This window comes from Rhodovastum atsumiense (assembly GCF_937425535.1).
In the GTDB taxonomy this organism is placed as follows: Bacteria; Pseudomonadota; Alphaproteobacteria; order Acetobacterales; family Acetobacteraceae; genus Rhodovastum; species Rhodovastum atsumiense.
In genome coordinates this window covers 1509939-1536158 of record NZ_OW485601.1, presented here as the reverse complement: position 1 = coordinate 1536158, position 26220 = coordinate 1509939, and the positions used below count along the sequence as shown (strand labels likewise).

Here is a 26220-nt window from a genome sequence, read left to right as displayed (position 1 = left end):
CCGGGGGCGCAGGGCAATTTCGTCTTGCCCGATGCTGCAATATGTTCGGGAAAGATTTTTCCGGCCGGGATCATGGCAGGGAGATCCAGGCCGGAAGGTCGTGCTGCGGCGCAACAGCATCTGTCATCGCGAAGGCAGCATTAACTGGCCGGCGGAGCGCGTCAACCACACCGCCGGGCGATCTGGTCCCGCGCCTCCGTCAACCGCAGCAACGCCGCCTCACACGTTCAGGTCGGCGAACCTCTTGCCGGCAGCCACCATCTCGCGCAGCAGTGGTGCCGGTTCCCAGCCGATCCCGTCACGGTCGTGCATCGACTCGATGCGGCGCAGCATCTCGGGCAGGCCGATGCCGTCGGCCTCGTGCATCGGCCCGCCACGCCAGGCGGGATAGCCATAGCCATGCACCAGCACGACATCGATGTCCGAGGGGCGCTGGGCGATCCCCTCGGCGAGGATGCGGGCGGCCTCGTTCACCATGGCCGCGTGCACCCGGCTGATGATCTCGTCCGCCGCCACCGGATGGCGGGTGAGGCCGCGTTCGGCCGAGGCGCGCTCGACCAGCCCGGTCACCACCGGGTCGATCTCGCGCCGGCCATTGGCATGCAGGTAGAAACCGGCGCCGGTCTTCTGGCCGAACCGGCCAAGCTCGCAGATCCAGTCGGCGATGGGAACGCAGCGCGCCCGCGGGTCGCGCTTGGGCGCCAGCCGCTTGCGGGTTGCCCAGCCGATGTCGAGCCCGGCCAGGTCGGCCACCGCGTAGGGGCCCATGGCGAAGCCGTGGGCCTCCAGCGCCGCGTCCACGTCCTGCGGATAGGCGCCTTCCTCCAGCAGGTAGTCGCATTGCTGCCGCCAGCGCGCGAGGAGGCGGTTGCCGATGAAGCCCTCGCACACGCCGGCGATCACCGGGACCTTGCCGAGCCGGCGCGCCAGCGCCACGCCCGTGGCCAGGGCTTCCGGGACGGTGCGCCCGCCGCGCACGATCTCCAGCAGCTTCATGACATGCGCCGGGTTGAAGAAGTGCAGGCCCAGCACGCGTTCCGGCGCGTCCACCACGCCGGCCAGCACGTTGATGTCCAGGTAGGACGTGTTGGAGGCGAGCACGCAGTCACGCCGCACGATCGCCGACAGCCGGCGGAACACCTCGATCTTGGTCGGCAGGTCCTCGACCACCGCCTCCACCACCAGCGCGGCGTCGGCCAGCGCGTCGAGCCCGGTGGCGAAGTGGATCCGGTCCATCCGCGCTTCCAGCGCCTCCTCGCTCAGCCGCCCGCCCTTGGTCTGGCGCTCGTAGGTCAGGCTGATCCGGCTCTCGGCGGCGCGGGCCGCCTCGGCCGAGACCTCGACCAGGGTCACGTCCAGCCCGGCATCGGCGAAGCAGATGGCGATGCCCGTGCCCATGGCGCCGCCGCCGACCACGCCACAGCGCTGCACCGGCCAGCTTCGCACGTCCTGTCCGTCGCGTGCCGGCAGGCGGGCCGCCTGGCGTTCGGCATGGAACAGGTAGCGCAGCGCCCGCGACTGCGGCCCGGTGCGCAACTCCAGCGAGGTGACGCGCTCGCGTTCCAGCGCCACGTCGATGGGCAGGTCGAGCGCCCAGCCCACGGCCTCGGCGGCGCGGACCGGGGCGGTGGCGCCACGGCTGCGCTTGCACACCGCCGTCGCCGCCGCCGCGAAGGCCGCCCGTGCCTCCGACGAGGTGATGTCCGGCACCGCCCGGTCGCGTGCCCGCGGCAACTGCCCGCTCGCGACGAGCGCCCGGGCGCGTTCCATCGCCACCCGCCGGACATCGGTCGCGATCTCGTCCACCAGGCCGAGCCGGAGCGCCTCGTCGGCCGGCACGTGCCGGCCCGAGGTGATCAGGTCGAGCGCCACCCCCGCCCCGGCGAGTCGCGGCGTGCGCTGGGTGCCGCCCGCGCCGGGGATCAGCCCGACCCGGGTTTCCGGCAGGCCGACATAGGCGTCCGGGGCCATGATGCGGGCATGGCAGGCCAGGGCGAGTTCGAACCCGCCGCCGAGCGCCGTGCCATGGATTGCCGCCACGAAGGGCTTGGGCGAGGCCTCGATGGCGGCGTTGATCGTGCCGGTGAAGACCTCGGGGGGCGGGGAATCGAACTCGCGGATGTCGGCGCCGGCGATGAAGGTCCGGCCGGCGCAGGCGATCACGGCGGCGCGCAGCACCGGGTCGGCCACCACTTCCTGCACGGCCGCCAGCAGGGCGCGGCGGAGCGGGTCGGACAGCGCGTTGACCGGCGGGTTATCGATCACGATCACGGCCGCATCGCCGTGCCGCTCGATGGTGACCAGAGGCTTCATGACGGCGCCAGTCCCTGTTGCAGATTTATTATCTGCCATCTTAGCCCAGCCCTTGCCGGCGCGCGCGACGGAAACGCTTGCCAACCAGGGAGAGAGGCGGCGGGGGTGGCAAAAGGCGCACTTTGGATGCAACAATTCCCGGCCCCGGTTTCCCGCTCGTGCAGGAGGTGGCCATGGCCAACCCGCGGAAATCCCCCGAGCAACCGTCCCGGCGCACACTGGACGTGCCGGCGGAGGCGCCGGCCGGCGAGGGGCCGGCGCTGCGCATGAGCCGCAAGGATTACGAGGCCGCCCTGCGCCCGCTTCACGTCGAACTGGTGAAGCTGCAGCGCTGGGTGGTCCACAGGGGGGCGGGCGATCATTCTCTTCGAGGGCTGTGACGGCGCCGGCAAGGGCGGTGCCATCAAGGCGCTCACCGAGCGTGTCTCGCCGCGGGTGTTCCGGGGGATCGCCGAGATCGAGCCGGGCATGCTCCAGTCCGGCGTGAGCCTGGTCAAAGACTGGCTCGAGATCAGCCAGGAAGAGCAGGAACGACGATTGCAGGCATAGATCGACGACGGGCGCAAGTTATGGAAGCTCTCGCCGATGGACCTGGAGGCGTTCCATTAGTGATGCGACTATTCGCGCGCCCGGCTGAACATCATCAGTCATCTGCTCCGTCAGATCCTCTGCGAGGACCTGCCGCAGGATCGGGTGACGTTGCCGAAGCGGCAGAAGCGGGGGGAATATGCCGAGCTGGATTATCCCTGCCATTACGTGCCCGAGGCGTTCTGATCGCCACGGCCGGCGACGGTTGCCTCTCCGCCCGTGCGATCCTGGCCTATGTGATCCCGTCGGGGGCCACGGGCAGGACGTAGGGATCGGCCCCGGCATAGTTCACGCCGTAGCCGAGATCGGCGAGGCTGCCGACCGTGATGCGGCTGAGTTCGAGACCACCGGTGGCCCAGCCGGTCAGCAGTTCGCTGCCGAAGGTGGTTTCCGCCCAATGCCCGCCGGCGGTGCCGATGCCGCCATTGGTTTCCAGCGGGACGGAGGCCAGGGCCGGGTCGTGGGCCAGGAGCCGGTATTGTGCGAGGGCATGTGCGCCCGTGTAGGCGTTGCCGGACACCATGCCGAAATCGGACCACAGCGTTCCCAGTCCGAGCACGTGGCCCATCTCGTGCAGGATGACCTTGGGCAACTGGCCGGTGGCGTAGAAATTGGCGACATCCGCGGCATCGAATTCCATGGTGCCATGATACGGCAGCCCGTGGCGGCCGTTGCGGAACGCGTCGGGAGTGGCCTTGCCGATGAGGCCCCCGTCACCGTCCATTGTCATGACGCGGGCATCGATCCGCAGGTCATCGATGCAGCCCCATCGGGACTGCGCCACATCCGGCAGATCCCTGGTGATGACCTGGGACCATCGGGCGGCGGCTGCCTCGAAGGCGGGCCGGTAGATCGGGTTGCCGGAATAGACAAGCGTGATGGAGAAGCCGTGGTCTGCTGCCGGCCGGGGGGCGGTGCGAAAGCACAGCCTGTCCTGCGGGAGGCCGGCGAACGGATTGCCGGACAGGTCGCTGATGACTCCGCCCGCCATGCTGACGCGGTACCCGGTGCCGGCGGGCAGGTCCGTGGCCGGATTGATCGTGACCTTGTTGCCCGAGATGGTGACCTGCGTGGCGTCGGTCACCGGGATGGTCCGCAAGGGGGTGCCCTTGGCACCGCGGATGATGATGTTGCCTCGTCCGGCCTGGACCGCTTCGCTGAAGGTCAGGACGATGTTGGCGCCGGGGGCGACCGTGTGGGCGCCGTTCGCGGGGGAGCTGGCAACCAGCACCGGCCGGCTGGTGTCCTTCGCGCGGGATTGCGGCGGGTGGTTCCCGGGCCAATCCGATGACGGGCCGGAGCGCGGGGTGCCATGCCGCCCGGGCGACAGCGGCGGGAAGGCCCCGCCGGCTTGTGGTGTTCCGAAAGCATCGATGAAATTCGGTCCGGCTTCCAAGGAAACAAATTGATGAGCAAAGGCGTCAGGAGTTGAAATATCATCTAGAAAAATTCCTGTCATTTTGCTGTCCTTATTAATTTATAATCAATGATAAGCGACCATATAATTTGTAAAATAAAAGGCAAGTGAATTATATTGCGTGGAGTGCAAATGATAATTATCAAAATTCGACGTGCTTTTACCTGATCCGGCTTGGTCAGGTTACGCTGCCGGACGGGATGGGTCCTGTTCCGGCGGTCAGAACGGCAGGGCGGTAATGCGGAAGTAGATGCCGTCGTCCTGCAGGTCGTGATCCGGCGGATTGAGGCTGGTCATCGCGTGGCCGTAATAGACCTGCACGGACAGCCGGTCGGGGATGTCCCAGCGCAGGCCGGCGCCGATGCTCCAGATGCTGCGGGGACGTGACGTGGGATAGCGCGTGTTCCAGCCGCCACCGTAGTCGATGAAGGGTGCGAACTGCAGCGGGCCGCGCCAGTCCCATGCGGCGACACCCGGCACCGACAGGTCGAGGATGGGAATCCGCCCTTCGACGGAGAGAAGGTCCCCGTTGTCGCGCACCAGCGCGTTCTGCCGGTAGCCTCGCACCGTGGTGCCGCCGCCGATCGCCAGTTGCTCGAACGGCAGCAGCGGTGCGTTGGTGAGCTGCACGGCGCCGCGACCGATCACCTGCCAGGTGCCGAGCACGCTGTGCACGTACTGCGCCTGTCCGAGCCACGTCGTGAAGTCCGCGTTCGGCGGTTGCGTGGGATTGGTCGCGCCCAGGATGGGGAGGCCACGGCTGAGCGTGGAGCGCAGCGCGATCACCTGGTCGGTGCGCCGGTCGATCCAGTCCAGCGACAGCCGCAGGATGCTGGCGCTGGCGTGGCCATCGACATATCCCGGTGAAAACGAGAACGGCTCGCCGAGCAGCGAGGTATCGTTGCTGCGGCGGTCGAGGCCCAGGGTGAACGTCAGCGCGCGCGACGCTGCGATAGAGCGGAACGCTGACGGCGACACCGACGGTCTGGGTGGTGCTGTCGATGTTAAGGTCCTGGAATGGCTCGGAGACCACGCCGGCCCCGTTGTAGTCCCACCGGACGGAGAAGGTGGTGCCGCCTTCGGTCAGGGGCAGGGCCCAGGCCACGCTGCCTTCGTTCATGCCGCCGGTGCGGCCGTAATACAGGTCCAGCGCATCGCCCCATCCCGTCAGGCTGCGCAGCGTGGCGTTGAGCTGGCCATGCAGGCTGCCGACATTCGGCGGCGTGTCGTTGGAGACGCTGGCCCCCAGCGAGAGCAACGGGCGTTCGGTCACCTCGGCCACCAGCCGGGCCTCGCCGGGGGCCAGGCCGGGCACCAGTTCGACGTTCATGCGCTGGATCACTGGATCCTGCAGCAAAAACTGGACATGCGCTTCCAGGTTATGGATGTTGAGGGGCGGGGTGATGTTGGCCAGCCGGTTGCGCACGTAGCGGGGCGAGAGCCATCTTGTGCCGGTGACCTCGATGTCGGTGACCCGTCCCTCGATCACGCGGTAGGTCACGACGCCGTCCCGGATTTCCTGGTCCGGCAGGACGGCGCCCGAATTGATGTAGCCGCGCTCGACATAGGCCATCGTCAGCCGGGTGCGCAGTTCCTCGAGGCCGGCCGCGTCGATGGCATGGCCGACGAACGGCGTGGTCAGGTCGGTGATGACGGAGTCCGGCAGCACCGTGTTGTCGGTGACCTCCACCCGGCGGAGCATGAAGCCTGGCCCCATCGGGCGCGTCGGCCCGGGGGCGGCGGGCGGCACCACCGGCAGCACGAAGGCGGGGCGGCGTGGCTGCGGCGCGTCGGCGGCCCGGGGCATGCCTGCCGGGGCGCCCAGCAAGATCGCGAGACAGGCCGGCAGGACCCGTGTCCGGCAGGCCAGGGGACGCGCCGTCACCGTGGCATGGATCCCGGGTATGGCCGGCGCTACGGCAATGGCGGGCGAAGCTGCCGCTCATGGCTGGGGATTTTGCCGGTCGAAGGCGGCCGCCTCGTGCAATCCGACCTGGTCGAGCAGGAACGCGCGCTGCAGCCGCAGTTGGCGGTCGCCGGGAGCGAGGGCGATGTCGCGGCAGAGTGCGTCGACCGCATCGTACCATATCCCGGCCAGCGCATAGGCGGCAGCATCCGGCCGGTTCGCCGTGATCGTGCTCTCGCCTGGCGCCGAACCGACCTGCCTGATCATGCCGCTCGCGACGATGTTGCGTGATGGCGCCTGCGGCGACAGCACGATGGTGACGGTCCACTGGTAATCGACCTCGCGCGTCAGCCGCGCCCTGGTGGCCGCGAGGGGGAAGCCATGGATGCCCGCTTGCAGCGGTCCCGGCAGCGGTGTCTTCAGGATGGTCCTGTTGGTGGCGTCGTCGATGACCAGGGTGATCTCGACCTGGGCCGTGACCGGCCGCGAACTGAACCAGTAGAGCGTTGGCTGCGGCTGCAGGGTCAGGCCAACCTGCCGGGGGGCCAGCACGTCGATCCGCATCTGCCCGGCCTCCTGTCCGCGCGTGCCGCCGCTGACCCGGCTCTCCGGGGCGCCGCGGTCGTGGCGCGGGACGTAGCGGATGGTGCGCGGGGACTCGTTTCCCGATCCGGCCTTGGCGGAGGCGGGGGGAGTGTCCTGTTTCGGCTGCGCCGCGGCCGGGGGGACGACGCACATGGCAAGCAGGCCGAGCCAGAGCCGTCTGCGGGCCTGCAGTGGGGCGGCCGGATCTTGTGCAGGCCGTTCCATGGATCCTACAGCCAGTTGCCGATGACGAGGAACGGAGACCAGTAGCCGGGATGGCGGAAGCGCGGCTCGCGGATCAGTTCCATCTGGACCGTCTGCAGCGCCTGTGCCTTGTTCATGCCCGGTGCGTGCAATTGCTCGTAGAATCGGGTGATCAGCCGGGAAGTGGCTTCGTCGTTGATGGACCACAGGCTGGCGACAGCACTGCGCGCTCCGGCCTTGATGGCGATGCCGGCAAGGCCGAGCGCCGCTCGGTCATCGCCTGCGGCGGTCTGGCAGGCGCTCAGCGTGAGCAACTCGAGCGGCTGGTCACGGAACGCGCCCTGCTTCACCGCGGCTTCCAGTTCATCGAGGGTGAGGCGCCCGTCATAGGTCAGGATGAAGGACCTGTCGGGATCGCTGCTGAATTCGCCGTGCGAGGCGATGTGGATGACCGAATAAGGCACCCTCTGCAGCGCCTGCTCGATGCGCAGGCTGCGGAACTGTTGTCGGTGAGCACGGTGTTGTCGCGGGCGATGTGGCTGAGCGAACGGATCTCGTCGGTGACGAAGGGTAGCGGCGGATAGTCCTGCACCGATTTCGACAGGCCCGACAGCAGGGCACGCAACTGCTGGCGCGCGATCGGTTTGGGATCGAACAGGGTCAGGCCGAGTTCGGTGGCGACGGCATAGCGTTCGGTCAGGAAATGCCGGCCGTCATGCAGGGCACCGAAGGGGATGCTGCGCAGCACGCCATCGGGCACGACGATCAGCGTCTCGACCTGCCGCGCGGCGAGCTCCGGTTCCAGCGGCCGCAGCACCAAATCGTAAAGGCGCTGTGATGACGGCAGGAATTCCCGCGTGCCCACCGTTTCCAGCTCGCGCCGCAACTGGCGCACCATCGCGCCGAGGCTGGCTTCGTCGATGCGGGTGATGACCTGAAGCTGCCGGCCATCGGTGAAGGCAAGCAGCAATTCGAGGCGGTCCCCCAGGATGATCGGATAGAGCGTCGCCGTCCGCCCCGGGGTGCCGGAGGCGCCGGTGCCGTGCGCCTGTAGCGGCGCGAGGCAGGGATCGCGGAAGTAGTCACGCACCTCCGCGGTCTTGAGCGCCTCCATCGTGGTGCGCGCTTCCAGCAGCAGCGGGGCCGTTTGCGGCTGGCCGTTGCGCCCGGCCGCTTCCTGCAGCAGCAGGTCGGTGAGTTCGAGGTAAAGCGGGCCGATGGTCTCGCGGAACGAGGAACGGCCATCGGCATAATCGACGGGAATGTCCGGGCGGACGGTCTGCAGCGCCACGACGGCCCGCCGGTTGGCGGCGACCGCGCAGCCATTCCCAGCGGTACAGCAGGTCCGTCGCCCCGACCTGCTACGCCTGGAAGATCGCCTGCGCGGCCAGCATCGCCGCTTCCGTGCGCCGGCCGGCGGTTGCGTACAGCTCGCCCAGGGACCCCAGGCTCAATGACGCGGCGCGGGCATCGTGGCGCTGTTCGGCCAGCCGTCCGGCCCGTTGCAGGGCGTCATGGGCGAGCCGCCCGCCAAAGGCTGTCCGACGCATCGGCGGCGGCGCTGCGGGGCGGCATTCCGGCGCCTGCTTCCATCCGGGCCTCTGACCGCAACGGGTTTTCCGATCTGGTGCTCGATCGTGGCGGCGTGGCGCGGCGCGGTTTGCTCTATCTCAGCGGCAAGGACGGATGGGGGGAAGCGTTCAGCCTGAAGCTCGCCCTGCTCTATCTGGCCGATGCGGGCCTGGAACCGGCAGCCGATGCACAAGGCTTCCTCCGCCTGGGCCGCGTGTCGCTGGGGCCGCTCGACGGCACGGTCGGCGGCTACGCCCGGCTTGATACGCGCGGCTACCAGATCCTGCGTGAATTCCGCCCGGCCACGCGATTGCGCGCCTTTCCCCTGCGCGACCTGCTGGAGGGCAAAGTGCTGGCGGCGGCGCTGCGGGGCCGGATCGCCGTGCTCGGCACCGCCGCCGACAGCGTCAAGGATCCCGTGGCCACGCCGATGAACGCGGTCAGCGAACACCTGTTGCCCGGCGTCACCCTGCACGGGCTGTTCGCGGCCCAACTGGTGGCGCACGGGCTCGAGGGCCTGGTACCCACGCGCCCGCTGCCGCGACCGGTGGAATCCCCGTTGATCGGCCTGCTCGTGCTGCTGGGCGCGGTGGCGGGCGTGGGGGTGCGCCAGCTTTGGCTGCTGGCCGTGGTCAGTGCCGGTGGCACCGTCCTGCTGTTCGTGACCGTCCATGCCGCCTTCCTGGCCGGGCTTTGACTGCCGGTGGTGCCGTTCGTCACTGGCTGGCTCGGCGCCACCCTGCTCAGCGCCGCCATCGTGAGCTACGCCGAGGCGGCGCAGCGCGCCGTGCTGATGCGGCTGTTCTCGGCGCATGTGTCCGCGCCGATCGCCGAGGAGCTGTGGCGCCGCCGCGCGCATCATGACCGCGGCAAAGCGGCTGACGAGGACCGGGGAAGGCACGCCGGCCTGCACGGTGCTCGTCAGCGGGACGACCCGGGCCTTGCTGGGCGATGCGTTCCGGTTGCGTGCGATCGGCCCGGTCTTCGCCAAAGGGAAGGCGCAGCCGGTGGTTTGCCATGTGCTCGAAGATTAAGAAAAGGCCAGGGCTTTGCCCTTGTTACAGGCGGCGGTGCTAAATTGCCCCTGTTCCGAAGGGAGCGCCCGGCGCTGGGTGGCCACCCAGCGCCGGGCGGCTGGCGACGGATTGTCTCGCCCTGAGCCGTTGCGGGCTGTGGTCCAGCGGGATCGCGTCCGGAAGGTGCCAGTTGCCCGCTGCCGTCTTTCGTCATTGCCCTGGCTCCACTGTTCCCGATCCGGCGCGAATTCAGCGCCGCGATCGGCGCGGCCGCAACAGGCGCGGCCGTGCGATGCGGCCAGCCGGTCAGAATCCAAACATGTGGTCGAGGCTGAAGCGGCCATTCTCGCGCATCAATCCATGATAGCCGAAAAGCCGGCAGCCGGCGTCGCGCACCAGCACGTAGCCTTGCGCGCCTGCTCGTGCCAGCAGCGCTTCCCCGAACAGCGCCTGCGGGAACACCAGCGCCGACCCCGAGCAGGGGATCGCGATCGCCTTTTCGGCGATCACCTGTCCGGCCGCGTCATGCAGCAGCAGTTTTGTGTCCGAACTGGCGTGCCATGCCGCGGAGGCCGGATAGATCAGCACCGCGAAGCCGGGCTGCGTGGCGTCGCCGAGGCGGAGGAACAGCCGCGTGGACAAGCCTGGGGGTGGCCCCGCGTAGGATTGCGGCTCGTCGCGATAGGTCATCGGCACGTTGAAGATATGCGCGCCGAAGCTGCTCTCGGCGGCGTGGCCGCTGCTGCGCTCTTCCGCGCGCACGAGGCCGTGCAGCCAGCCATCCGCCGTGCCGCCGGCGCGAAAATCGTAGACCAGCTCGGCATGTCCGCCTTCGGCCAGGGCCTGCGCCGGCAGGATGTCGTCGAGGTCCACCGCCAGGGCGTGGTCGCGCGGCAGGCAACCGAGGAAATGTCCGGCGACCGGCCTGCCCTGCGGGTCGAATACGTCGAGGCGCAGCGGCAATTCGGCCTGGGTCGTCGCCATCGGCGTGGGCAGGATCAGCGTGCGGAAGCGTGTCCGTGGCAGCACCGGCAGCGGCAGCAGGTAGCCGCGCCCGAGCGGGGCCGGCAGGCGCGGGATCTGCGGATCGGGCTGCAGGTCGGCCCGTTCGACGTTCACATGGGCGATGCGGGTACGACCCTCGCGCAAGACTTCGTAGCGGGGGCGGACCAGGTGCCGGCCGGTCCGCACTTCGATCTGTGCGGGCCAGGCCAGCCGGGGCAGCAACGTCGCCACGTCCAACGCGACAGAGGCGAAGGGCGGCACCGGTTCGGCCAGGGGCACCGGCTGTTCCGCCCCCATGCGATCGAGCGCGAGCGCAGCGGGCGGGATCGGCACGGCGTGGCTGTTCTGCACCCACAGGATCACGCGCTCGCCCGGGGCCGGCGCCGGCAGGCCGGCGTAGCGGTCGGCGGGCCAGGCATTGGCATCGTGGGTGCAGGACAGGCTGGCATCGTCGCCCTGCCCGAAGGTGTCGAGCGCGTATTTCACCACGTCGTGCCCGGTCACCCCGATCGCATGCAGGAAAAGCTGCCCGGTGAACTCGGGCAGGCCGAAGCGCGTGCGCACCGCCGCGCTGTCGATGACCAGGCCGGCGGGCCCCTCGGGCAGGGTTTCCTCCCAGGTGGCGAGCACGGTTCCGGCGGCGTCGTAGAGCCGCAGCCACAGCCGCACCGCGGTGGCGCCGTAGCCCGCCCAGTAATTGGCCGTGACCAGGCGCGTCGAGAGCCCGGCCTGCTCGCGGAAGAAGGCGAAGTTCGTGGCGAAATTGAGCGGGTCCAGATAGCGGCGGGGATTGGTCAGCAGCGAAGCCGGCAGCCGCGCCGCATCCAGCGTGACGATCCCGGCGCCAGGGGGCAGCAGGGGGCGCAGGCGCGCGACGATGCGTTCCGCCTCGAAGGCCGCGACCAGCACCTGCCGCACGCCGCTGTGCGGCAGCTCGGTCAGGGGGCGCGCCGTCAGCCCCGCGCGCACGCGGCCGATTGCCATGACGTCCTGCACGAACAGCCCGGCGATCGGCGGGGCGGCGGGATGCAGCGCCAGCAGCGGCTCGATGACGTCCTCGGGATCGACCACCGCCACCGGGCCGTCCCGCCGAAGGCGGTCGTACAGCGCGGCGATGGCCTCGGCCGCGAGCGGATGCGCGAGCGCCTTGTAGAGCACGTTGCCGCCCCGCCGCGCGTCGAAGGTCCGGATGTCCAGCATGCGCTGCTCCCCCTGTCCGGTTGTCGCGCTGACGGTGCCGGCAAGTGGCGGGGTCTGCCGGTCACAACAGCCGGAGCGGATCAGCCGGTGGCGGGCGTATAGCCGAAGCGGCGGCACATCTCGGCGGCCACCGCGGCGGTGTCGTCCAGCGGTTCGACCGGCCAGTGGGCGAAGGCGCCCTCGAACGGCCTGATCCGGCCATCGGCGAGCAACCCGCGCAGGAACAGGCCGATCCGGCGCGACCGCCCGGGCAGTTCCGCCACCATCACCGGTGCCGGCGTCGCCACCGCCTCCGACACCATCGAGACCGAATCACCGGTCACCACGATCGCATCCGCCAGCGCCAGCATGCCGAAATAGGGATTGTCGCCGGTCATGTCCCACACGAAGGCCCCGAGCGGCGCCAGCGTGTCCCGCAGGATGCGGAGTACGGCCGGGTCGGTCCGGCGCGAGGGCGTGACCGCCAGCCCGACCCGGTCGCCCTGCATCATCCGCGCGAGATCCTGCGCCAGCCGGCCGCCTACCTCGGCGTCCAGCCGGAAGCGGCCATTGGTGCCGCCCACCAGCACCGCGACCAGGGGGCGGGGCAGGTGGGCCAGACGTGACGCCCAGAGCGTGCCGGCCTCGGCCAGCCGCGCCGGGGTCACGCGATGCAGCGCCGTGCGCGTGACCAGGACGTTCGGCCCGGTCAGCTCGTCGTGGCGCGCCGCCACCACCAGGTCGAATTTCCGTGGCGACATGCGCGGGTTCTGCAAAATCACCGCGCGCATCCGCGGCGCCAGCGCCGCGACCACCGCCGCCGGCTTGCCGCCACAGCCGATGACCAGCTCCGCCAGGGGCGGCGCGATGCCCTCCGGCGCGATCGCCGCCAGCGGCCGCGGCCACCACGCCGCCGGCACGTGCCGCCACAGGCCACGCGGCCGCAGCGTGCGGAGCTCGGGCGTGAGCCCGGCGGCTTCCGCGAAGCCGAGCGCCTGGCTGCGCATGCCGGCATAGTCTTCGGTCAGGATCCAGGAGCGGGCGGGCAGCATCGGCCGGTTCTGTCCCTCCGCCCCTGGATGGTCAATCCGATGCGGTCGGGATCATTCGGCAAGCTCGCGCATCACCGCGTGAAGATCGCTCTTGCCCTCGAAGCCGATGCCCGGCAGCTCGGGCAGGGTGACCTGTCCCGCCTCCACCCGCACGCCGTCGGGGAAGCCGCCATAGGGCTGGAACAGGTCCGGGTAGTTCTCACTGCCGCCCAGGCCCAGCCCGGCGGCGATGGCCAGCGACATCTGATGGCCGCCATGCGGGATGCAGCGCCGCCACGACCAGCCGGCCTCGTGCAGCATCTTCAATGTGCGCAGGTATTCACTCAGGCCATAGCTCAGGGTGCAGTCGAACTGCAGCCAGTCGCGGTCGGGACGCAGTCCGCCATACCGGATCAGGTTGCGCGCGTCCTGGTGGCTGAACAGGTTTTCCCCTACCGCCATCGCCCCCGGATAGAATTCGGCCAGGGCCGTCTGCAGGCGATAGTCAAGCGGATCGCCGGGCTCCTCGTACCAGAACAGGTCGTAGCGCCGCAGCATCTTCGCGTAGGCGATGGCGGTTTCCAGGTCGAAGCGGCCATTGGCGTCCACCGCCAGCCGTGCATGGCCGTGGTGCCCCAACTCGGCCAGCACCGCCTCGATCCGCCGCTGGTCCTCGTCGATGGAGGCGCCGCCGATCTTCATCTTCACCACGGTGTAGCCGCGGTCGAGATAGGACCGCATTTCCGCCCGCAGCGCCGCCAGGTCCTTGCCCGGATGGTAGTAGCCGCCGGCGGCGTAGACGAAGACGCAGGGCTCGGCCACCACGCCGTGGTGCTCGGCCAGCAGCCGGAACAGCGGCTTGTCGGCGATCTTGGCGACCGCATCCCACACCGCCATGTCGAGCGTGCCCACCGCCACCGAGCGCTCGCCATGCCCGCCCGGCTTCTCGTTGGCCATCATCGCCGCCCAGACGCGATTGGGATCGAGGTTCCCGCCATCCGCATCCAGCAGGCTTTCCGGCGGGGCTTCCAGCAGGCGCGGGGCGAAACGCTCGCGGATCAATCCGCCCTGGCCGTAGCGACCATTGGAGTTGAAGCCGTAGCCGACCACGCGCCTGCCGTCGCGCACCACGTCGGTGACCACGGCGACAAGACTGGTCGTCATCTTCGAAAAATCGATATAGGCGTTGCGGATCGGCGAGGCGATCGGACGCGTCACCTCGCGGATGTCGACGATACGGACCATGGCTGTTTCCTCCGTCGCGGCGCCGCACTCTGGCGCGTGCGCCGGTCCCATGCCAGCGCGCGGCGCGCTACATTCCGGTACGTGAACGGAGGCGGGAAAACCGGGTGAAGGCCCTTCCAGGTTCCTCGCGCGCTGCGCAGCCGGGACTGCGTGCCGGTGCGCAACAACCGCTCCCGGAGCCCGTTTCCCTTGACGCCGCCGTCGCGGATACCCATACATGGGGTGCGCGCCCTGATGTGGTTTCGTGCGCTGCCCGCCCGTGCGTGTCCCTGGCAATATGCAGGGATCGGGCGCACCCCCAGGTAGCCCGCTTTTCCCAAACGAATGCGCCGGTCCGCGATCCTGCCGATCGTGATGACGCGTCCGCCGCGCGACCACCGCGTGGCGTGGCGACGCGTCGATGTGAAAGAGACCTGATGACCGACTTCTCCACCTTCGGCCTGTCCCCCGCCCTGCTCAAGGCGCTGGCGACCGAGGGTTATACGACCCCTACCCCGATCCAGGCGCAGGCGATCCCGCAGGTGCTGGCCGGGCACGACGTCCAGGGCATCGCCCAGACCGGCACCGGCAAGACCGCTGCCTTCGCGCTGCCCATCCTGCACCGCCTTGCCGCTTCGGGTGCCCGTCCGGCGCCGAAGACCTGCCGCGCCCTGATCCTCGCGCCCACGCGCGAGCTTGCCGGGCAGATCGCCGACAACGTGCGGGCCTATGCCCGCCACACCGGGCTGCGCGTGGCGCTGATGTTCGGCGGCGTGCCCAAGCTGCGCCAGGCCCGCGCCATCGCCGGCGGCGTCGACGTGCTGGTCGCCACCCCGGGCCGCCTGCTTGACCATGTCGGCGACCGCGCCCTGCGCCTCGATGCGGTCGAGGTGCTGGTGCTGGACGAGGCCGACCATATGCTCGACCTCGGCTTCATCGTGCCGATCCGGCGGATCGCCGCGATGCTCCCGACCGGGCGCCAGACCCTGCTGTTCACCGCCACCATGCCGCCCGAGATCGCCAAGCTGGCTTCCGGCCTGCTGCGCGACCCGGTCCGGGTGTCCGTCGCCCCGATTTCCACCCCGGCCGAGCGTATCGCCCAGCACGTGCTGTTCGTCGAGCAGACCGCCAAGCGGTCGGCGCTGCGCAACCTGCTGGCCCGGGCGGGGGAGGGGCGCACATTGGTGTTCACCCGTACCAAGCACGGCGCCGATCGCGTGGTGAAGGACCTCGACGCGCATGGCATCGAGGCAGTCGCCATCCATGGCAACAAGAGCCAGGGCCAGCGCGAGCGGGCGCTGGGCGCGTTCCGGGCGGGCGTCACCCGCGTGCTGGTGGCGACCGACATCGCCGCCCGCGGCATCGACGTGGACGGGGTGACCCACGTGGTCAATTTCGACCTGCCGAACGTTCCGGAAAGCTATGTGCACCGGATCGGCCGCACGGCGCGCGCCGGTGCGTCAGGCGTGGCGATCAGCCTGTGCGGGCCGGACGAGCGGCCCTACCTGCGCGATATCGAGAAGCTGATGCGCATCAAGGTGCCGGTGCTGCAGGCGGCATAACGGCGAGGCTTTGCCCCGCACCCGACCAGGAGGCTTCGCCTCCTGGACCTCCACCAAGGGCCTTTGGCCCTTGGAACCCATTCTTTTCAGTGCACCAGGGTCGCCAGCATCTCGTGCTGATGCACGGCGGCGATGGCGAGGTTGCGGTCGCCGGCCACGGCCATGGGCGTGCCGTCCGCGGCGTGGATGGCATAGGCGGTGCTGCCGTTCATCATCACCGGTTTGACGTAGGCGATCTGAGAGACGCCGAGCTTGGCGAGCTGGTCGGTGGTCAGATGGCGGATATCGATGGGCTCAGGCGAGGCAGCATTCAAATTTTCGGCCGAATCAATGGTCATTTTCTGTCTCCTGTGGGTTCGGCGCCCCCTTCTGCAGCAACGCCGCAACCCTTGATCGGGTTCGGGCCGTCAGTCCTCGCGTGGGCCCGTCACCACGGCACCGCCGCCATTTCCGGCCCGGCGGATCTGGATGGTCTTCACCCGGCTTTCCGGTTGCGGCCGTGCGAGGTCGATGTGCAGCAGGCCGTTGTCGAGCCAGGCACCGCGGACCTCGATGCCCTCGGCCATGACGAAGGCGCGCTGGAACTGCCGGGCGGCGATGCCGCGGTGCAGGAACACGCGCCCCTGGCTGTCGTCCGATTGGCGTCCGCGGATCACCAGCTGGTTGTCTTCCTGCGTGATCTGCAGGTCGTCCATGGTGAAGCCGGCGACGGCGAGGGTGATGCGCAGGCCGGTCGGGCTGATCTGCTCGATATTGTAGGGCGGGTACCCGTCGGACGAGGATTTCGACGCCCGTTCGAGCATCTGCTCGAGGTGATCGAACCCCAGGAACATCGGGGAAGTGAATACGCGCGTCGTCAAGTTCAGGCCTCCTCGTGAGAGCGAAGCAGTGGCCGGGCCCCGTTCGCGGCAACCCGTCGTGACGTATTTTGGCAGCGCTCCGCTGCGATGCAAGCCCCGTGGGCGTTGATCCGGCGGCTGGGCGACGCTACATCGGCGGCATGAGTGATCCCGTCACCGAAGCTTCACCTGCCCCTGTCCTGGATGAGATCGAGACCCTGCCCATCCTGGTCGCGCCGCATCCGGTGCTGAAGGCGCGCGCGCGCCCGGTGACGGAGGCCGACCATGGCGAGGTCCAGGCCCTGATCGCGCGCATGTTCGAGACGATGTACCGGGCGCCGGGCATCGGGCTGGCGGCGCCGCAGGTCGGGGTGGGGCTGCGCATGGCCATCATCGACCTGCAGCGCGACAACCGGCGCACCCCGATCGTGCTGATCAATCCCGAAGTGGTCGCCGAGAGCGACGCCCTGGCCACCCGGGAAGAAGGCTGCCTGTCGCTGCCCGGCCAGTATGCCCAGGTCACCCGCCCGGCGCTGGTGCGCGTCCGCTACACCGACGAGACCGGGGCGCGGCGGGAAATCGAGGGGCAGGACCTGCTGGGCGCCTGCCTGCAGCACGAGATCGACCATCTCGACGGCGTGCTGTTCGTCGACCACCTTTCCGTGCTCAGGCGCAACATCATCATGCGCCGGCTCGTCAAGGAGCAGCGGCAGAAGGCGAAGTAGCCGTGCGACTGGCTTTCATGGGCAGCCCGGATTTCGCCGTGCCGGCGCTGCGGGCGCTGCACGCGGCCGGGCACGAGATCGTGGCGGTCTATTGCCAGCCACCGCGCCCGGCCGGCCGCGGCCATGCCGTGCATCCCTGCCCGGTGCATGCGGCGGCGGAGGCGCTCGGGCTGCCTGTGCGCACGCCGGCGCGGCTGCGCAAGGACACCGCCGAGCATGCGGCGTTCGCGGCGCTCGGGCTGGATGCGGCGGTGGTGGCGGCCTATGGGCTGATCATCCCCGATCCCATGCTGGTGGCACCGCGCCGCGGTTGCATCAACATCCATGCCAGCCTGTTGCCGCGCTGGCGCGGCGCCGCCCCGATCCAGGCGGCGCTGCTCGCCGGCGACACCGAGACCGGGGTCACCATCATGCAGGTCGATTCCGGGCTCGACACCGGGCCGATGCTGCTGCGCGGGTCAGTGCCGATCACGCCCGCCACCACCACCCCCGAGTTGCACGACGCCCTGGCCGAGCTGGGGGCGCAACTGGTCCTGCGTGCGCTGGACGAGGCGCCGGAACCGGTGCCCCAGCCCGCCGAGGGCGCCACCTATGCCGCCAAGCTCACGCGCGAGGACGGGAAGCTCGACTGGACGCAGGACGTGGCGGTGCTGGAGCGGCGCGTGCGCGCGCTCAATCCCTGGCCGGGCACCTTCACCCTGCTGGACGGCGCCCCGCTGAAGGTGCTGGCGGCGCGGCCGGAAGCGGGGGCGGGGGAGCCCGGAACGGTGCTCGACGAGGCGTTGCTGGTCGCCTGCGGGTCCGGCGCGCTGCGGCTGCTGCGCGTGCAGGCGCCCGGTCGCGGCGCCATGGATGCGGCCGCCTTCCTGCGGGGACGCCGGATCGCGGCGGGCACCAGGCTGGGCTGATGCCTCGCTACGCGCTGCTGCTGGAGTACGACGGTACCGGGTTCGTCGGCTGGCAGATGCAGGCACAGGGCCTGTCGCTGCAGGCCGTGCTGGAACAGGCCGCCTCCCGGCTGGCCGGCGGCGCGCCGGTGCCGAGCGTGGTGGCCGGGCGCACCGATGCGGGCGTGCATGCCGAAGGGCAGGTGGCGCAGATCGACCTGCCCGCTGCCTTCCCGCCGGATCGGCTGCGGGATGCGCTGAATTTCCACATGAAGCCGCATCGGCTGGTGGTGCTGCGGGCGGCGCTGGCACCGGAGGGCTGGAACGCTCGTTTCTCGGCTGTCGGGCGGGGCTATCGCTACCGCATCCTCAACCGCCGGCCGCGGCCGGGGCTGCTGGAGGGGCGGGTCTGGCATGTCGAGCGCGACCTCGACGTGCCGGCGATGGCGGCGGCGGCGCGGCTGCTGCTCGGCCGGCACGATTTCTCCTCCTTCCGTGCCGCCGCCTGTCAGGCCAGGAGCCCGTTGCGCACGCTGGACCGGCTGGAAGTGACGCGGCAGGGCGAGCTGGTGGAGATCGTGGCGGAGGCGCGCAGCTTCCTGCATCACCAGGTGCGCAACATGACCGGCACGCTGAAGCTGGTGGGCGAGGGGCGCTGGCCGGTCGGACGGGTAGCCGAGGCACTGGCGGCGCGGGACCGCCGGGCCGCCGGCCCGACCGCCCCGCCCGAGGGGCTGGCGCTGACACGGGTGCGCTACGATCCGGATCCGTTCACGACGACGGTCGTTGATATTCCGGAACGGGAACCTGTCTGCGGATCCTGACGGGCGGGATCAGCGAATCGATTCGGTAAAGCCGAGCAGGAACAACCCGAGCGTGAAATCGGTGGCCACCAGCAGGGCCGCCGTGAAGCCGGGCACGGCGAGCGACAGGCGGGTGGCGTACCATTCCAGCCACAGCGCCCAGCCCATCGCCGCCAGCCACAGGGTCTGCGCCACCAGGGGCGGCACGTGCAGCAGCTCCGGCACGATGGCGCCGGTCAGGATCAGGTACTGGACGACGTTGCACCAGTTCCAGGCGGTGATGAAGATCGGCCAGCGATGGTCCCGCCCCAGGCTGGCGGCCATCACGTGCGAGAGCAGCGCGAAGCCGACCCAGCCGACCACGTAGCCCAGCAGGTCGAGCACCAGCGCCTGGCCGGGCTGGTCCGGCATCGGCACCCGCCCCTGCGCCCAGTCCAGCAGGTGCAGGCAGAGGAAGGCCGGCAGGCACAGCACCGCCGCCCAGAAGCTGCGGGCGGCGACGGTCATTTCGTCTTCCGGCGGGGCGGCGATCAACTGCAGGCCCTCGGCCCGTCCCCGCGCCAGCAGCAGGGCGCCGTGCAGCGCCGTGCCCCACGACCCGGCCATTACGCCGGGGGCAGGGCCTGCAGCCCCGCGATCACGCGTGGGCCGAGAAACAGCAGCGCCGCCCCCAGGTTCACCGCCAGCACCAGCAGCACCGCCCGTCCCCAGGACAGCCGCAGCCCGACCCGTGCCACGAAGGCATCGAGCACGAAGCCATAGATGGCGACCGCCAGCAGCCCCAGCCCTACCGCGCCGCGTTGCGTCAGGCCCATGGTGCCGAACAGGCCGATCAGCAGCAGCGACGTGCTGAGCGCGAGCAGCATCGCCCAGCGCGACCAGTTGAAGGCGGTGGCGTAGCGCAGCCATTCCGCCTCGCGCCGCCACAGCCGCGCCAGCAGGTGCGACAGCACGGGCGGGGTCAGCAGCGCCACCAGCGTGCCGAGCAGCCCGGCCAGGGCGTCGACGCCGGCCCCGGAGACCATGCCGAGCACGCCGCCCACCAGCGGAAAGGCAACCAGCGGGGCGAGGCTGTTGAGGAAGCACTGGCGGCTGTCGCCGAACTGCTCCATGCCGCCGGCCCGCAGCAGGGCCAGTTGCAGGATGCCGCGCATGACGCTGCGCCGTTGCGGCAGGGAGGCAGTCATGTCAGCACCGTGTCCAGCAGGTGACGATAGACACGGGCGAGCTGGCGCAGGTCCTCGACCGGCACGCGCTCGTCCACCTGGTGCATGGTGCTGCCGACCAGGCCGAACTCGGCGACCGGGCAGAGCCGGGAGATGAAGCGCGCATCCGAGGTGCCGCCGCCGGTGTCGAGCTGCGGCTCGAGGCCGGTGACGCCGTGGACCGCCGCCTGCAGCCGCTCCAGCAGCGGGCCGGGCGCGGTGAGGAAGCTTTCGCCGCTGACCGCCACCTCCAGCTCGAACTGCCCGGCATGTTGCGCCAGCACCGCCCGCAGCCAGGCGGTGAGCGTGGCGCCGCTGTGGCGGTCGTTGAAGCGGATGTTCAGCGCGGCGCGGGCGATGGCGGGAATGACGTTGGTGGCGGGGTTGCCGACGTCGATGCTGGTGACCTGCAGGCTGGAGGGCTCGAACCAGTCGCTGCCGGCATCCAGCGGCGCCGCGGTCAGCGCCGAGAGCACGTGCACCAGCCGGTGCACCGGATTGTCGGCCCGGTGCGGATAGGCGACGTGGCCCTGCCGGCCATGCACGGCGATGCGCGCGTTCAGGCTGCCGCGGCGGCCGATCTTGATCATCTCGCCCAGCCGGGCCGGGTTGGTGGGCTCGCCGACGACGCAGAAATCGGGCACCTGCCCGGCTTCCGCCATCCATTCCAGCACGCGCGCCGTGCCGTCGATCGCGACCCCTTCCTCGTCGCCGGTGATCAGCAGGCTGATCGAGCCGCGCGGCGGGCCATCCGCGAGATGCCCGGCGCAGGCGGCCACGAAGGCGGCGACCGCCCCCTTCATGTCGCAGGCGCCGCGGCCATAGAGCATGCCATCGCGCACGGTGCCGTCGAACGGCCCGGCGGACCAGCCGGCATCACCCGCCGGCACCACGTCGGTGTGTCCGGCGAAGCAGAGATGCGGGCCGGCGGTGCCGATGCGGGCGAACAGGTTCTCGATCTCGCCGAAGCGCAGGCGGGTGACGGTGAAGCCCAACCGTTCCAGCGTCTCGGCGAGCACGGCCTGGGCGCCCGCATCCGCCGGCGTCACCGAGGCGCAGCGGATCAGCGCCTGGGCGAGCGGCAGCGGGTCGTGCAGCGGGGCGGGGGTCAATCGCGCAGCAATTCGTTGATGGAGGTCTTCGCCCGCGTGCCTTCGTCCACGCGCTTGACGATGACGGCGCAGGCAAGCGAGGGGCCCGGCGAGCCGTCCGGCAGCGGCTTGCCCGGCAGGTTGCCCGGCACCACCACCGAATAGGCGGGCACGCGGCCGACGAACACCTCGCCGGTGTTGCGGTCGATGATCTTGGTGCTGGCGCTGATGAACACGCCCATCGCCAGCACCGAGCCGCGCTCGACGATGACGCCCTCGACCACCTCGGAGCGGGCGCCGATGAAGCAATCGTCCTCGATGATGGTGGGGGCGGCCTGCAGCGGCTCCAGCACGCCGCCGATGCCGACGCCGCCGGAGAGATGGCAGTTCTTGCCGATCTGCGCGCAACTGCCGACGGTGGCCCAGGTATCGATCATGGTGCCGCGATCGACATAGGCGCCGACATTGACGAAGCAGGGCATCAGCACGACGCCCGGGGCGATGTAGGCGCTGCGGCGCACCACCGCGCCCGGCACGGCCCGGAAGCCGCCCTGGCGGAAGCGGGCGGCATCCCAGCCGCTGAACTTCATCGGCACCTTGTCCCAGACCGGCGCGCCGCCGGCGCCGTGCACCAGCGCGCTGTCATTGATCCGGAACGACAGCAGCACCGCCTTCTTGAGCCATTCGTTGACGCGCCAGCCCCCCTCATTGTGCCCGGCGGGCGTGGCGACGCGCGCCTCGCCCCAGTCCAGCAGCGCCAGGGCCTGCTCGATCGCGCGGCGTGGCTCACCGGTGGTGGCGGGGGTGAGCGTCTCCCGGCGCTCCCAAAGCTGTTCGATGGTCTGGCGGAGCGGATGGTCGGACATGGCAGGTGCACTCTCGCTGGAACAGGCCACACGCATGCCGCGTGCCGGCCGACGGTTGCGGCGGACGATGCGCAGGCGCCCGGCAGGTGTCAATCGGATGCGGGCGCGCGCGGGGAGGGCGGTGCCGCGGCCGGTATCGTTTCCATCAGGCATCGATCCGGCCGGGATCCCGCTTCACGCCCGGATGATGGTACCGATGCCGCCTTCGGTGAACAATTCGAGCAGGCAGGCATGCGGGTGGCGGCCATCCAGGATCACCGCGCCCTTGGTGCCGGCCCGCACCGCCCCGGTGCAGCATTCCACCTTCGGGATCATGCCGCCGCTGATCATGCCGCTGGCGATGCCGGCCTCGACCTCGGCCACGGTCATTTCCGGGATCAGCTTCTTTTCGCCGTCCAGCACACCGGGCACGTCTGTCAGCATCAGCAGCCGGGTGGCGCCGAGCGCCCCGGCGATGGCGCCGGCCACGGTGTCGGCGTTGATGTTGTAGGTCTGCCCGTCCGCGCCGACGCCCACCGGCGCGATCACCGGGATCAGCCCTGCCCCGGTCAGGGCGTGGATCACCCGCACGTCGACGCGCTCGGGTTCGCCGACGAAGCCGAGGTCGAGCGCGCGCTCGATGTTGGAATCCGGGTCGCGCTTGGTGCGCCGCAGCTTGCGGGCGTGGATCAGGCCGCCATCCTTGCCGCAGATGCCCACCGCGAGCGCGCCGGCGGCGTTGATCAGCCCGGCCACCATCTTATTGACGGTGCCGGCGAGGACCATTTCGACCACCTCGACCATGGCCTCGTCGGTGACGCGCAGGCCGTCCACGAAGGTCGACTTGATGGCGAGTCGCTTCAGCATGGCGTTGATCTGCGGGCCGCCGCCATGCACCACCACCGGGTTCACGCCGACCTGCTTGAGCAGGGCGATGTCGCGGCCGAACATCTGGGCGAGGTGGTCCTCGCCCATGGCGTGGCCGCCGTATTTCACCACGATGGTCGCCCCGGCGTAGCGGCGCAGGTAGGGCAGGGCGTGTGCCAGGATCTCCGCCTGCTCCATGGCCGACTGCCGGGGGCCGTCGGCGGGGGGGGTGTCGTTTTCGGTCATGCTGCGGTCCCTCGCGCCTGTCCGCGGGTTGTGCGTTGCCCCGGTCCCGGGGTCAAGGAAGCGCCAGTTCGGCCAGGGCTGCGCGCAGTTCCGGGATGCCTGTCCCGGTCTCGGCGCTGGTGGCGTGCACCTCCATGTGCGCCGCCGGGTGCCGTCGCGCCAGCGCCGACACTTCCGCCAGCTTGCGCTCCAGGGCCGGCGGCTTGACGCTGTCGATCTTGGTGACCACCAGCTGGTAGGTCACGGCGGCGCGGTCGAGCAGGTCGATCACCGTGAGGTCGCTCTGCTTGATCTCGATGCGGGCGTCCAGCAGCAGGACGACGCGGCGCAGGGTCGGGCGGCCGCGCAGGAACTCGAACATCAGGCCCTGCCAGTCTTCCTTCACCTGCTGGGCCGCCTGGGCGTAGCCGTAGCCCGGCATGTCCACCAGCACGAGCCGGCTGCCGAGGTCGAAGAAATTGAGCTGCTGGGTGCGTCCGGGCTGGTTGGAGGCACGGGCCAGGGTGCGTCGTCCGGTCAGTGCATTGACCAGCGAGGACTTGCCGACATTGGACCGTCCGGCAAAGGCCACTTCCGGCAGGCCGGGTTCCGGGAGGTGGTCGAGTCGTTGTGCGCCGTGGAAAAAGCGGCATTCGCGTGCGAACAGCAGGCGGCCGGCTTCAAGGTCGTTCAAGGTGGGGCTCCAGGAAAAGGGCCCCGGGATCCAAGGGCCAATGGCCCTTGGTGGAGGTGCAGGAGGCAAAGCCTCCTGCCGGGGCCGGGGCAGCGCCCCGGGTGCTTAGGTACGTGCCAGCCGGGGTTTGTCGAGGGTGGTCTGACGCATGATCAGCCACTGTTGCCCGATGGTGAGCAGGTTGTTCCAGGTCCAGTAGATCACCAGACCGGCCGGGAAGTTGGCCAGCATGAAGGTGAAGATCACCGGCATCCACTGGAAGATCTTGGCCTGCACCGGGTCGGGCGGCGGCGGGTTCAGCTTCTGCTGGAAGTACATCGTCACGCCCATCAGCAGCGGCCAGACGCCCAGGTGCAGCAGGGAGATGGAATGGGCGGGATCGAAGGGAAGCAGCCCGAACAGGTTGAAGACGTTGGTCGGGTCGACGGCCGAGAGGTCGTGGATCCAGCCGAAGAACGGCGCGTGCCGCATTTCGATCGTGGTGAAGATCACCTTATACAGGGCGAAGAACACCGGGATCTGTACCAGGATCGGCAGGCAGCCGCTGGCCGGATTCACCTTCTCCGCCTTGTACAGCTTCATCATCTCGTTCTGAAGCTTGGGCGGGTCTTCCTTGTACTGCTCGCGCAGTTCCTGCATCTTCGGAGCAAGAAGCTTCATCTTGCTCATCGACCGGTAGGACTTGTTCGCCAGCGGGAAGAAGATGCCCTTGATGATCGTGGTGAAGACGATGATCGCCACGCCGAAATTGCCGAACAGCCAGTTCAGCCAGTCGATCGCGTAGAAGATCGGCTTGGTGAGGAACCAGAACCAGCCGAAATCGACGGCGTAGGAGAACAGCGGCACGCCCTGGCGTTCGTAGGCGGCGAGCGCGTGCACTTCCTTCGCCCCCACGAAGGCGCGTGAGGTGAGGGAGGCGTCGGCCCCCGGTGCGATGATCAGGGGATTGCTGGCCAGGAAGTCCACCTGGTAGCGGTCGCTGGTGCCTTCGGCGATATGGCGGAAGCTGGTGGTGCCGGGCAGTGACTGGTCGGGCACCAGGGCGGTCAGCCAGTATTTGTCGGTGATGCCGGCCCAGCCGCCGGTGCCGGTCGAGTCGAAGGACAGGCCGCCGCGCTTGTCACCGTCGCTCTTGACGGTGGAGTAGGTCTGTTCCTTCAGCGTGCCGTTCAGCACGCCGAGCAGGCCCTCGTGCAGGATGTAGTAGCCTTCGGTGTGCGGCGTGTAGTCGCGGCGGATGCGCGACCAGGGGTACAGCGTGACCGAAGCGGGGCCGGCGTTGCGCACGGTCTGCTGCACCGAGAACATGTAGTTCTCGTCCAGCGAGACCTTGATCTCGAAGGTCTGGCCCTCGCCGTTGTCCCAGGTCAGGGTGGCGGCCTTGCCCGGCGCCACTTCGCCCGCGCCCTGCCAGACGGTGTCGTTGCCGGGCAGCTTCACGGCGGTGCCGGCCGCGGCGGTCCAGCCGAACTGCAGGTAGTAGGGCTGGGGCTCGGAGCGGGGCTCCAGCAGGCGCACCAGCGGGCTGTTCTTGTCGATGGTCTGGCGGTAGTCGCGCAGCACGATGTCGTCGATGCGCGCGCCGAGCAGGCTGATGCTGCCGGCCACGCGGTCGCCGTTGATGCGCAGGCGCGGCACTTCCCTGGGCACTGCCGGGGCCGTCGCCTGGATGCCCACCCCCGCGGGCGCGCCGGCGGGCGGGGCCGGCTGGGACGTGGTCACCTGTGCCGATTTCGGCACCGGCTTGGGCGGTGGCGGTGTCAGGAACTGGAACACCATAAGGATCGCGACCGAGGCCGCGATCGCGAGGATAAGGCGTTTCTGGTCCATCAGGGGGCCTTCCGGCGTTCGTCTGGTTGGCGCGGCGGGGGCACGGGATCGAAGCCACCCGGGGTCCAGGGATTGCAGCGCAGTACGCGCCGGGCCGCCATCAGGCTGCCGCGTGCGGCGCCATGGCGGGCCAGGGCTTCCAGGGCGTAGTGGCTGCAGGAGGGTTCATAGCGGCAATGCGCGCCGATGAAGGGGCGCAGCGTCCACTGGTAGAGCACGACGCCGGCCGAAAGCACGCGGGCAGTGGCGCTCATGGCGCTGTCGCCCCGGTGACCCCGGCCTTGGCGAGCGCGCGGCGCAGGTCATCGACCAGCGCGTCGAAGCGGCGGCCGCGCGTGGAGTCACGGCCGATCAGCACCAGGTCAACGCCGCTGACAGGGTGCTCGCGCAGCAGCAGCCGGGCGGCTTCCTTCAGGCGCCGTCGCGTGCGGTTGCGCACGACGGCGTTGCCGACCTTCTTGGTCACGGTGAAGCCCAGGCGCGCCGGCCCGTCCTCGGGACGGGCCAGGGCCTGCAACACCAGCCCATGCACGGCGGCACGGCGGCCGCGCGCACTCACGCGCAGGAATTCCGCACGGCGCTTGAGGCGCTGCGGCGCCGGCGCCAT

General features: G+C 69.9%; 27 protein-coding genes and 2 pseudogenes. 8 read left to right on the top strand and 21 right to left on the bottom strand.

The window, feature by feature from the left end; all coding sequences use genetic code 11:
- Positions 1 to 219: 219 nt before the first annotated feature.
- Positions 220 to 2313, bottom strand: coding sequence for a 3-hydroxyacyl-CoA dehydrogenase NAD-binding domain-containing protein (locus NBY65_RS06840; RefSeq protein ID WP_150039981.1), 2094 nt, complete (start codon positions 2311 to 2313; stop codon positions 220 to 222).
- A 173-nt stretch (positions 2314 to 2486) separates the two neighbouring features.
- Here NBY65_RS06840 and NBY65_RS06835 point away from each other — a divergent pair, with 173 nt between their 5' ends.
- Positions 2487 to 2693: a hypothetical protein gene (locus NBY65_RS06835; RefSeq protein ID WP_203330415.1), complete on the top strand. Its 207-nt coding sequence runs from the start codon at positions 2487 to 2489 to the stop codon at positions 2691 to 2693.
- On the top strand, positions 2671 to 2862 hold the full coding sequence (locus NBY65_RS34050) for a polyphosphate kinase 2 family protein (RefSeq protein ID WP_408904185.1): 192 nt from the start codon (positions 2671 to 2673) through the stop codon (positions 2860 to 2862). The genes NBY65_RS06835 and NBY65_RS34050 overlap by 23 nt, the downstream gene beginning before the upstream one ends.
- 271 nt (positions 2863 to 3133) lie before the next feature.
- On the opposite strand, the gene NBY65_RS06830 is transcribed toward NBY65_RS34050, so the two are convergent.
- The 6 genes and pseudogenes from NBY65_RS06830 to NBY65_RS06810 form a co-directional block, all read right to left on the bottom strand.
- Positions 3134 to 4360, bottom strand: coding sequence for an Ig-like domain-containing protein (locus NBY65_RS06830; RefSeq protein ID WP_150039982.1), 1227 nt, complete (start codon positions 4358 to 4360; stop codon positions 3134 to 3136).
- Positions 4361 to 4537: 177 nt separating this feature from the next.
- Entirely contained in the window at positions 4538 to 5296 is a 759-nt protein-coding gene (locus NBY65_RS06825; protein WP_150039983.1) for a ShlB/FhaC/HecB family hemolysin secretion/activation protein, read from the bottom strand.
- A 511-nt stretch (positions 5297 to 5807) separates the two neighbouring features.
- Positions 5808 to 6020, bottom strand: a pseudogene (locus tag NBY65_RS34045) (POTRA domain-containing protein); the annotation flags it as partial.
- 240 nt (positions 6021 to 6260) lie between these two features.
- Complete coding sequence (locus NBY65_RS06820; protein ID WP_150039984.1) at positions 6261 to 7034, bottom strand: DUF928 domain-containing protein; 774 nt, start codon at positions 7032 to 7034, stop codon at positions 6261 to 6263.
- 5 nt (positions 7035 to 7039) lie between these two features.
- Positions 7040 to 7911, bottom strand: a pseudogene (locus tag NBY65_RS06815) (CHAT domain-containing protein).
- Positions 7912 to 8374: 463 nt separating this feature from the next.
- A complete protein-coding gene (locus tag NBY65_RS06810) occupies positions 8375 to 8563 on the bottom strand; it encodes a hypothetical protein (RefSeq protein ID WP_239002726.1) in 189 nt (62 codons plus the stop codon).
- On the opposite strand from NBY65_RS06810, the gene NBY65_RS06805 reads away from it, so the two are divergent.
- Together NBY65_RS06805 and NBY65_RS06800 are read left to right on the top strand one after the other, a co-directional pair.
- Positions 8551 to 9282, top strand: coding sequence for a CHASE2 domain-containing protein (locus NBY65_RS06805; protein WP_250265758.1), 732 nt, complete (start codon positions 8551 to 8553; stop codon positions 9280 to 9282). The genes NBY65_RS06810 and NBY65_RS06805 overlap by 13 nt on opposite strands.
- A gap of 163 nt (positions 9283 to 9445) precedes the next feature.
- Entirely contained in the window at positions 9446 to 9619 is a 174-nt protein-coding gene (locus NBY65_RS06800; RefSeq protein ID WP_162530472.1) for a hypothetical protein, read from the top strand.
- A 288-nt stretch (positions 9620 to 9907) separates the two neighbouring features.
- Here NBY65_RS06800 and NBY65_RS06795 read toward each other — a convergent pair whose 3' ends face one another.
- The 3 genes from NBY65_RS06795 to NBY65_RS06785 all read right to left on the bottom strand — a co-directional run bounded on the left by NBY65_RS06795 (position 9908) and on the right by NBY65_RS06785 (position 14061).
- A complete protein-coding gene (locus NBY65_RS06795; protein ID WP_150039988.1) occupies positions 9908 to 11806 on the bottom strand; it encodes a hypothetical protein in 1899 nt (632 codons plus the stop codon).
- A gap of 80 nt (positions 11807 to 11886) precedes the next feature.
- Positions 11887 to 12837, bottom strand: a complete 951-nt coding sequence (locus NBY65_RS06790) for a mitochondrial fission ELM1 family protein (RefSeq protein WP_239002719.1) — start codon at positions 12835 to 12837, stop codon at positions 11887 to 11889.
- Between the two features lie 51 nt (positions 12838 to 12888).
- Complete coding sequence (locus NBY65_RS06785; RefSeq protein WP_150039989.1) at positions 12889 to 14061, bottom strand: mandelate racemase/muconate lactonizing enzyme family protein; 1173 nt, start codon at positions 14059 to 14061, stop codon at positions 12889 to 12891.
- A 416-nt stretch (positions 14062 to 14477) separates the two neighbouring features.
- On the opposite strand from NBY65_RS06785, the gene NBY65_RS06780 reads away from it, so the two are divergent.
- A complete protein-coding gene (locus NBY65_RS06780) occupies positions 14478 to 15602 on the top strand; it encodes a DEAD/DEAH box helicase (protein ID WP_150039990.1) in 1125 nt (374 codons plus the stop codon).
- Between the two features lie 86 nt (positions 15603 to 15688).
- Here NBY65_RS06780 and NBY65_RS06775 read toward each other — a convergent pair whose 3' ends face one another.
- Both NBY65_RS06775 and NBY65_RS06770 read right to left on the bottom strand, forming a co-directional pair.
- Positions 15689 to 15940, bottom strand: coding sequence for a DUF1150 family protein (locus NBY65_RS06775; protein WP_150039991.1), 252 nt, complete (start codon positions 15938 to 15940; stop codon positions 15689 to 15691).
- A 69-nt stretch (positions 15941 to 16009) separates the two neighbouring features.
- The gene (locus NBY65_RS06770; protein WP_150039992.1) at positions 16010 to 16462 is read right to left on the bottom strand and encodes an Hsp20 family protein; all 453 of its coding nucleotides are present in this window, start codon (positions 16460 to 16462) and stop codon (positions 16010 to 16012) included.
- A 140-nt stretch (positions 16463 to 16602) separates the two neighbouring features.
- Between NBY65_RS06770 and def the strand changes: the two genes are divergently transcribed.
- From def to truA, 3 genes are read left to right on the top strand one after another with little or no spacing between them, the layout of a single operon-like run.
- Positions 16603 to 17166, top strand: a complete 564-nt coding sequence (gene def, locus NBY65_RS06765; RefSeq protein ID WP_150039993.1) for a peptide deformylase — start codon at positions 16603 to 16605, stop codon at positions 17164 to 17166.
- Positions 17167 to 17168: 2 nt separating this feature from the next.
- The gene (gene fmt / locus NBY65_RS06760; protein WP_150039994.1) at positions 17169 to 18074 is read left to right on the top strand and encodes a methionyl-tRNA formyltransferase; all 906 of its coding nucleotides are present in this window, start codon (positions 17169 to 17171) and stop codon (positions 18072 to 18074) included.
- Positions 18074 to 18877, top strand: a complete 804-nt coding sequence (gene truA / locus NBY65_RS06755; RefSeq protein WP_150039995.1) for a tRNA pseudouridine(38-40) synthase TruA — start codon at positions 18074 to 18076, stop codon at positions 18875 to 18877. Before fmt ends, truA begins: the two co-directional genes overlap by 1 nt.
- A 9-nt stretch (positions 18878 to 18886) precedes the next feature.
- Here the strand turns inward: truA and NBY65_RS06750 are convergent, their stop codons facing one another.
- The 9 genes from NBY65_RS06750 to rnpA form a co-directional block, all read right to left on the bottom strand.
- Complete coding sequence (locus NBY65_RS06750) at positions 18887 to 19462, bottom strand: hypothetical protein (protein WP_150039996.1); 576 nt, start codon at positions 19460 to 19462, stop codon at positions 18887 to 18889.
- Positions 19462 to 20043 (bottom strand): hypothetical protein, encoded by a 582-nt coding sequence (locus tag NBY65_RS06745; RefSeq protein WP_150039997.1) that lies wholly within the window; start codon positions 20041 to 20043, stop codon positions 19462 to 19464. The genes NBY65_RS06750 and NBY65_RS06745 overlap by 1 nt, the downstream gene beginning before the upstream one ends.
- Positions 20040 to 21173 (bottom strand): succinyl-diaminopimelate desuccinylase, encoded by a 1134-nt coding sequence (gene dapE / locus NBY65_RS06740; RefSeq protein WP_150039998.1) that lies wholly within the window; start codon positions 21171 to 21173, stop codon positions 20040 to 20042. The genes NBY65_RS06745 and dapE overlap by 4 nt, the downstream gene beginning before the upstream one ends.
- Positions 21170 to 22018, bottom strand: a complete 849-nt coding sequence (gene dapD, locus NBY65_RS06735) for a 2,3,4,5-tetrahydropyridine-2,6-dicarboxylate N-succinyltransferase (RefSeq protein WP_150039999.1) — start codon at positions 22016 to 22018, stop codon at positions 21170 to 21172. Before dapD ends, dapE begins: the two co-directional genes overlap by 4 nt.
- A gap of 174 nt (positions 22019 to 22192) precedes the next feature.
- Positions 22193 to 23110 carry an acetylglutamate kinase gene (gene argB, locus NBY65_RS06730; RefSeq protein ID WP_150040000.1) on the bottom strand — a complete coding sequence of 306 codons (918 nt, stop codon included), beginning with the start codon at positions 23108 to 23110 and terminating at the stop codon, positions 22193 to 22195.
- 52 nt (positions 23111 to 23162) lie between these two features.
- Complete coding sequence (gene yihA, locus NBY65_RS06725) at positions 23163 to 23783, bottom strand: ribosome biogenesis GTP-binding protein YihA/YsxC (RefSeq protein ID WP_239002720.1); 621 nt, start codon at positions 23781 to 23783, stop codon at positions 23163 to 23165.
- Positions 23784 to 23888: 105 nt separating this feature from the next.
- Positions 23889 to 25613: a membrane protein insertase YidC gene (gene yidC, locus NBY65_RS06720; RefSeq protein ID WP_150040001.1), complete on the bottom strand. Its 1725-nt coding sequence runs from the start codon at positions 25611 to 25613 to the stop codon at positions 23889 to 23891.
- Complete coding sequence (gene yidD, locus NBY65_RS06715) at positions 25613 to 25867, bottom strand: membrane protein insertion efficiency factor YidD (protein ID WP_150040002.1); 255 nt, start codon at positions 25865 to 25867, stop codon at positions 25613 to 25615. Before yidD ends, yidC begins: the two co-directional genes overlap by 1 nt.
- On the bottom strand, positions 25864 to 26220 hold the full coding sequence (rnpA, locus tag NBY65_RS06710) for a ribonuclease P protein component (RefSeq protein WP_150040003.1): 357 nt from the start codon (positions 26218 to 26220) through the stop codon (positions 25864 to 25866). The genes yidD and rnpA overlap by 4 nt, the downstream gene beginning before the upstream one ends.

Coding starts and splice junctions, on each gene's coding strand:
- NBY65_RS06840 (WP_150039981.1), bottom strand. CDS start 2,313: ATGAAGCCTCTGGTCACCATCGAGCGGCACGGCGATGCGGCCGTGATC.
- NBY65_RS06835 (WP_203330415.1), top strand. CDS start 2,487: ATGGCCAACCCGCGGAAATCCCCCGAGCAACCGTCCCGGCGCACACTG.
- NBY65_RS06830 (WP_150039982.1), bottom strand. CDS start 4,360: ATGACAGGAATTTTTCTAGATGATATTTCAACTCCTGACGCCTTTGCT.
- NBY65_RS06820 (WP_150039984.1), bottom strand. CDS start 7,034: ATGGAACGGCCTGCACAAGATCCGGCCGCCCCACTGCAGGCCCGCAGA.
- NBY65_RS06810 (WP_239002726.1), bottom strand. CDS start 8,563: ATGCGTCGGACAGCCTTTGGCGGGCGGCTCGCCCATGACGCCCTGCAA.
- NBY65_RS06800 (WP_162530472.1), top strand. CDS start 9,446: ATGACCGCGGCAAAGCGGCTGACGAGGACCGGGGAAGGCACGCCGGCC.
- NBY65_RS06795 (WP_150039988.1), bottom strand. CDS start 11,806: ATGCTGGACATCCGGACCTTCGACGCGCGGCGGGGCGGCAACGTGCTC.
- NBY65_RS06790 (WP_239002719.1), bottom strand. CDS start 12,837: ATGCTGCCCGCCCGCTCCTGGATCCTGACCGAAGACTATGCCGGCATG.
- NBY65_RS06785 (WP_150039989.1), bottom strand. CDS start 14,061: ATGGTCCGTATCGTCGACATCCGCGAGGTGACGCGTCCGATCGCCTCG.
- NBY65_RS06780 (WP_150039990.1), top strand. CDS start 14,478: ATGACCGACTTCTCCACCTTCGGCCTGTCCCCCGCCCTGCTCAAGGCG.
- NBY65_RS06775 (WP_150039991.1), bottom strand. CDS start 15,940: ATGACCATTGATTCGGCCGAAAATTTGAATGCTGCCTCGCCTGAGCCC.
- def (WP_150039993.1), top strand. CDS start 16,603: ATGAGTGATCCCGTCACCGAAGCTTCACCTGCCCCTGTCCTGGATGAG.
- truA (WP_150039995.1), top strand. CDS start 18,074: ATGCCTCGCTACGCGCTGCTGCTGGAGTACGACGGTACCGGGTTCGTC.
- NBY65_RS06750 (WP_150039996.1), bottom strand. CDS start 19,462: ATGGCCGGGTCGTGGGGCACGGCGCTGCACGGCGCCCTGCTGCTGGCG.
- NBY65_RS06745 (WP_150039997.1), bottom strand. CDS start 20,043: ATGACTGCCTCCCTGCCGCAACGGCGCAGCGTCATGCGCGGCATCCTG.
- dapD (WP_150039999.1), bottom strand. CDS start 22,018: ATGTCCGACCATCCGCTCCGCCAGACCATCGAACAGCTTTGGGAGCGC.
- argB (WP_150040000.1), bottom strand. CDS start 23,110: ATGACCGAAAACGACACCCCCCCCGCCGACGGCCCCCGGCAGTCGGCC.
- yidC (WP_150040001.1), bottom strand. CDS start 25,613: ATGGACCAGAAACGCCTTATCCTCGCGATCGCGGCCTCGGTCGCGATC.
- yidD (WP_150040002.1), bottom strand. CDS start 25,867: ATGAGCGCCACTGCCCGCGTGCTTTCGGCCGGCGTCGTGCTCTACCAG.
- rnpA (WP_150040003.1), bottom strand. CDS start 26,220: ATGGCGCCGGCGCCGCAGCGCCTCAAGCGCCGTGCGGAATTCCTGCGC.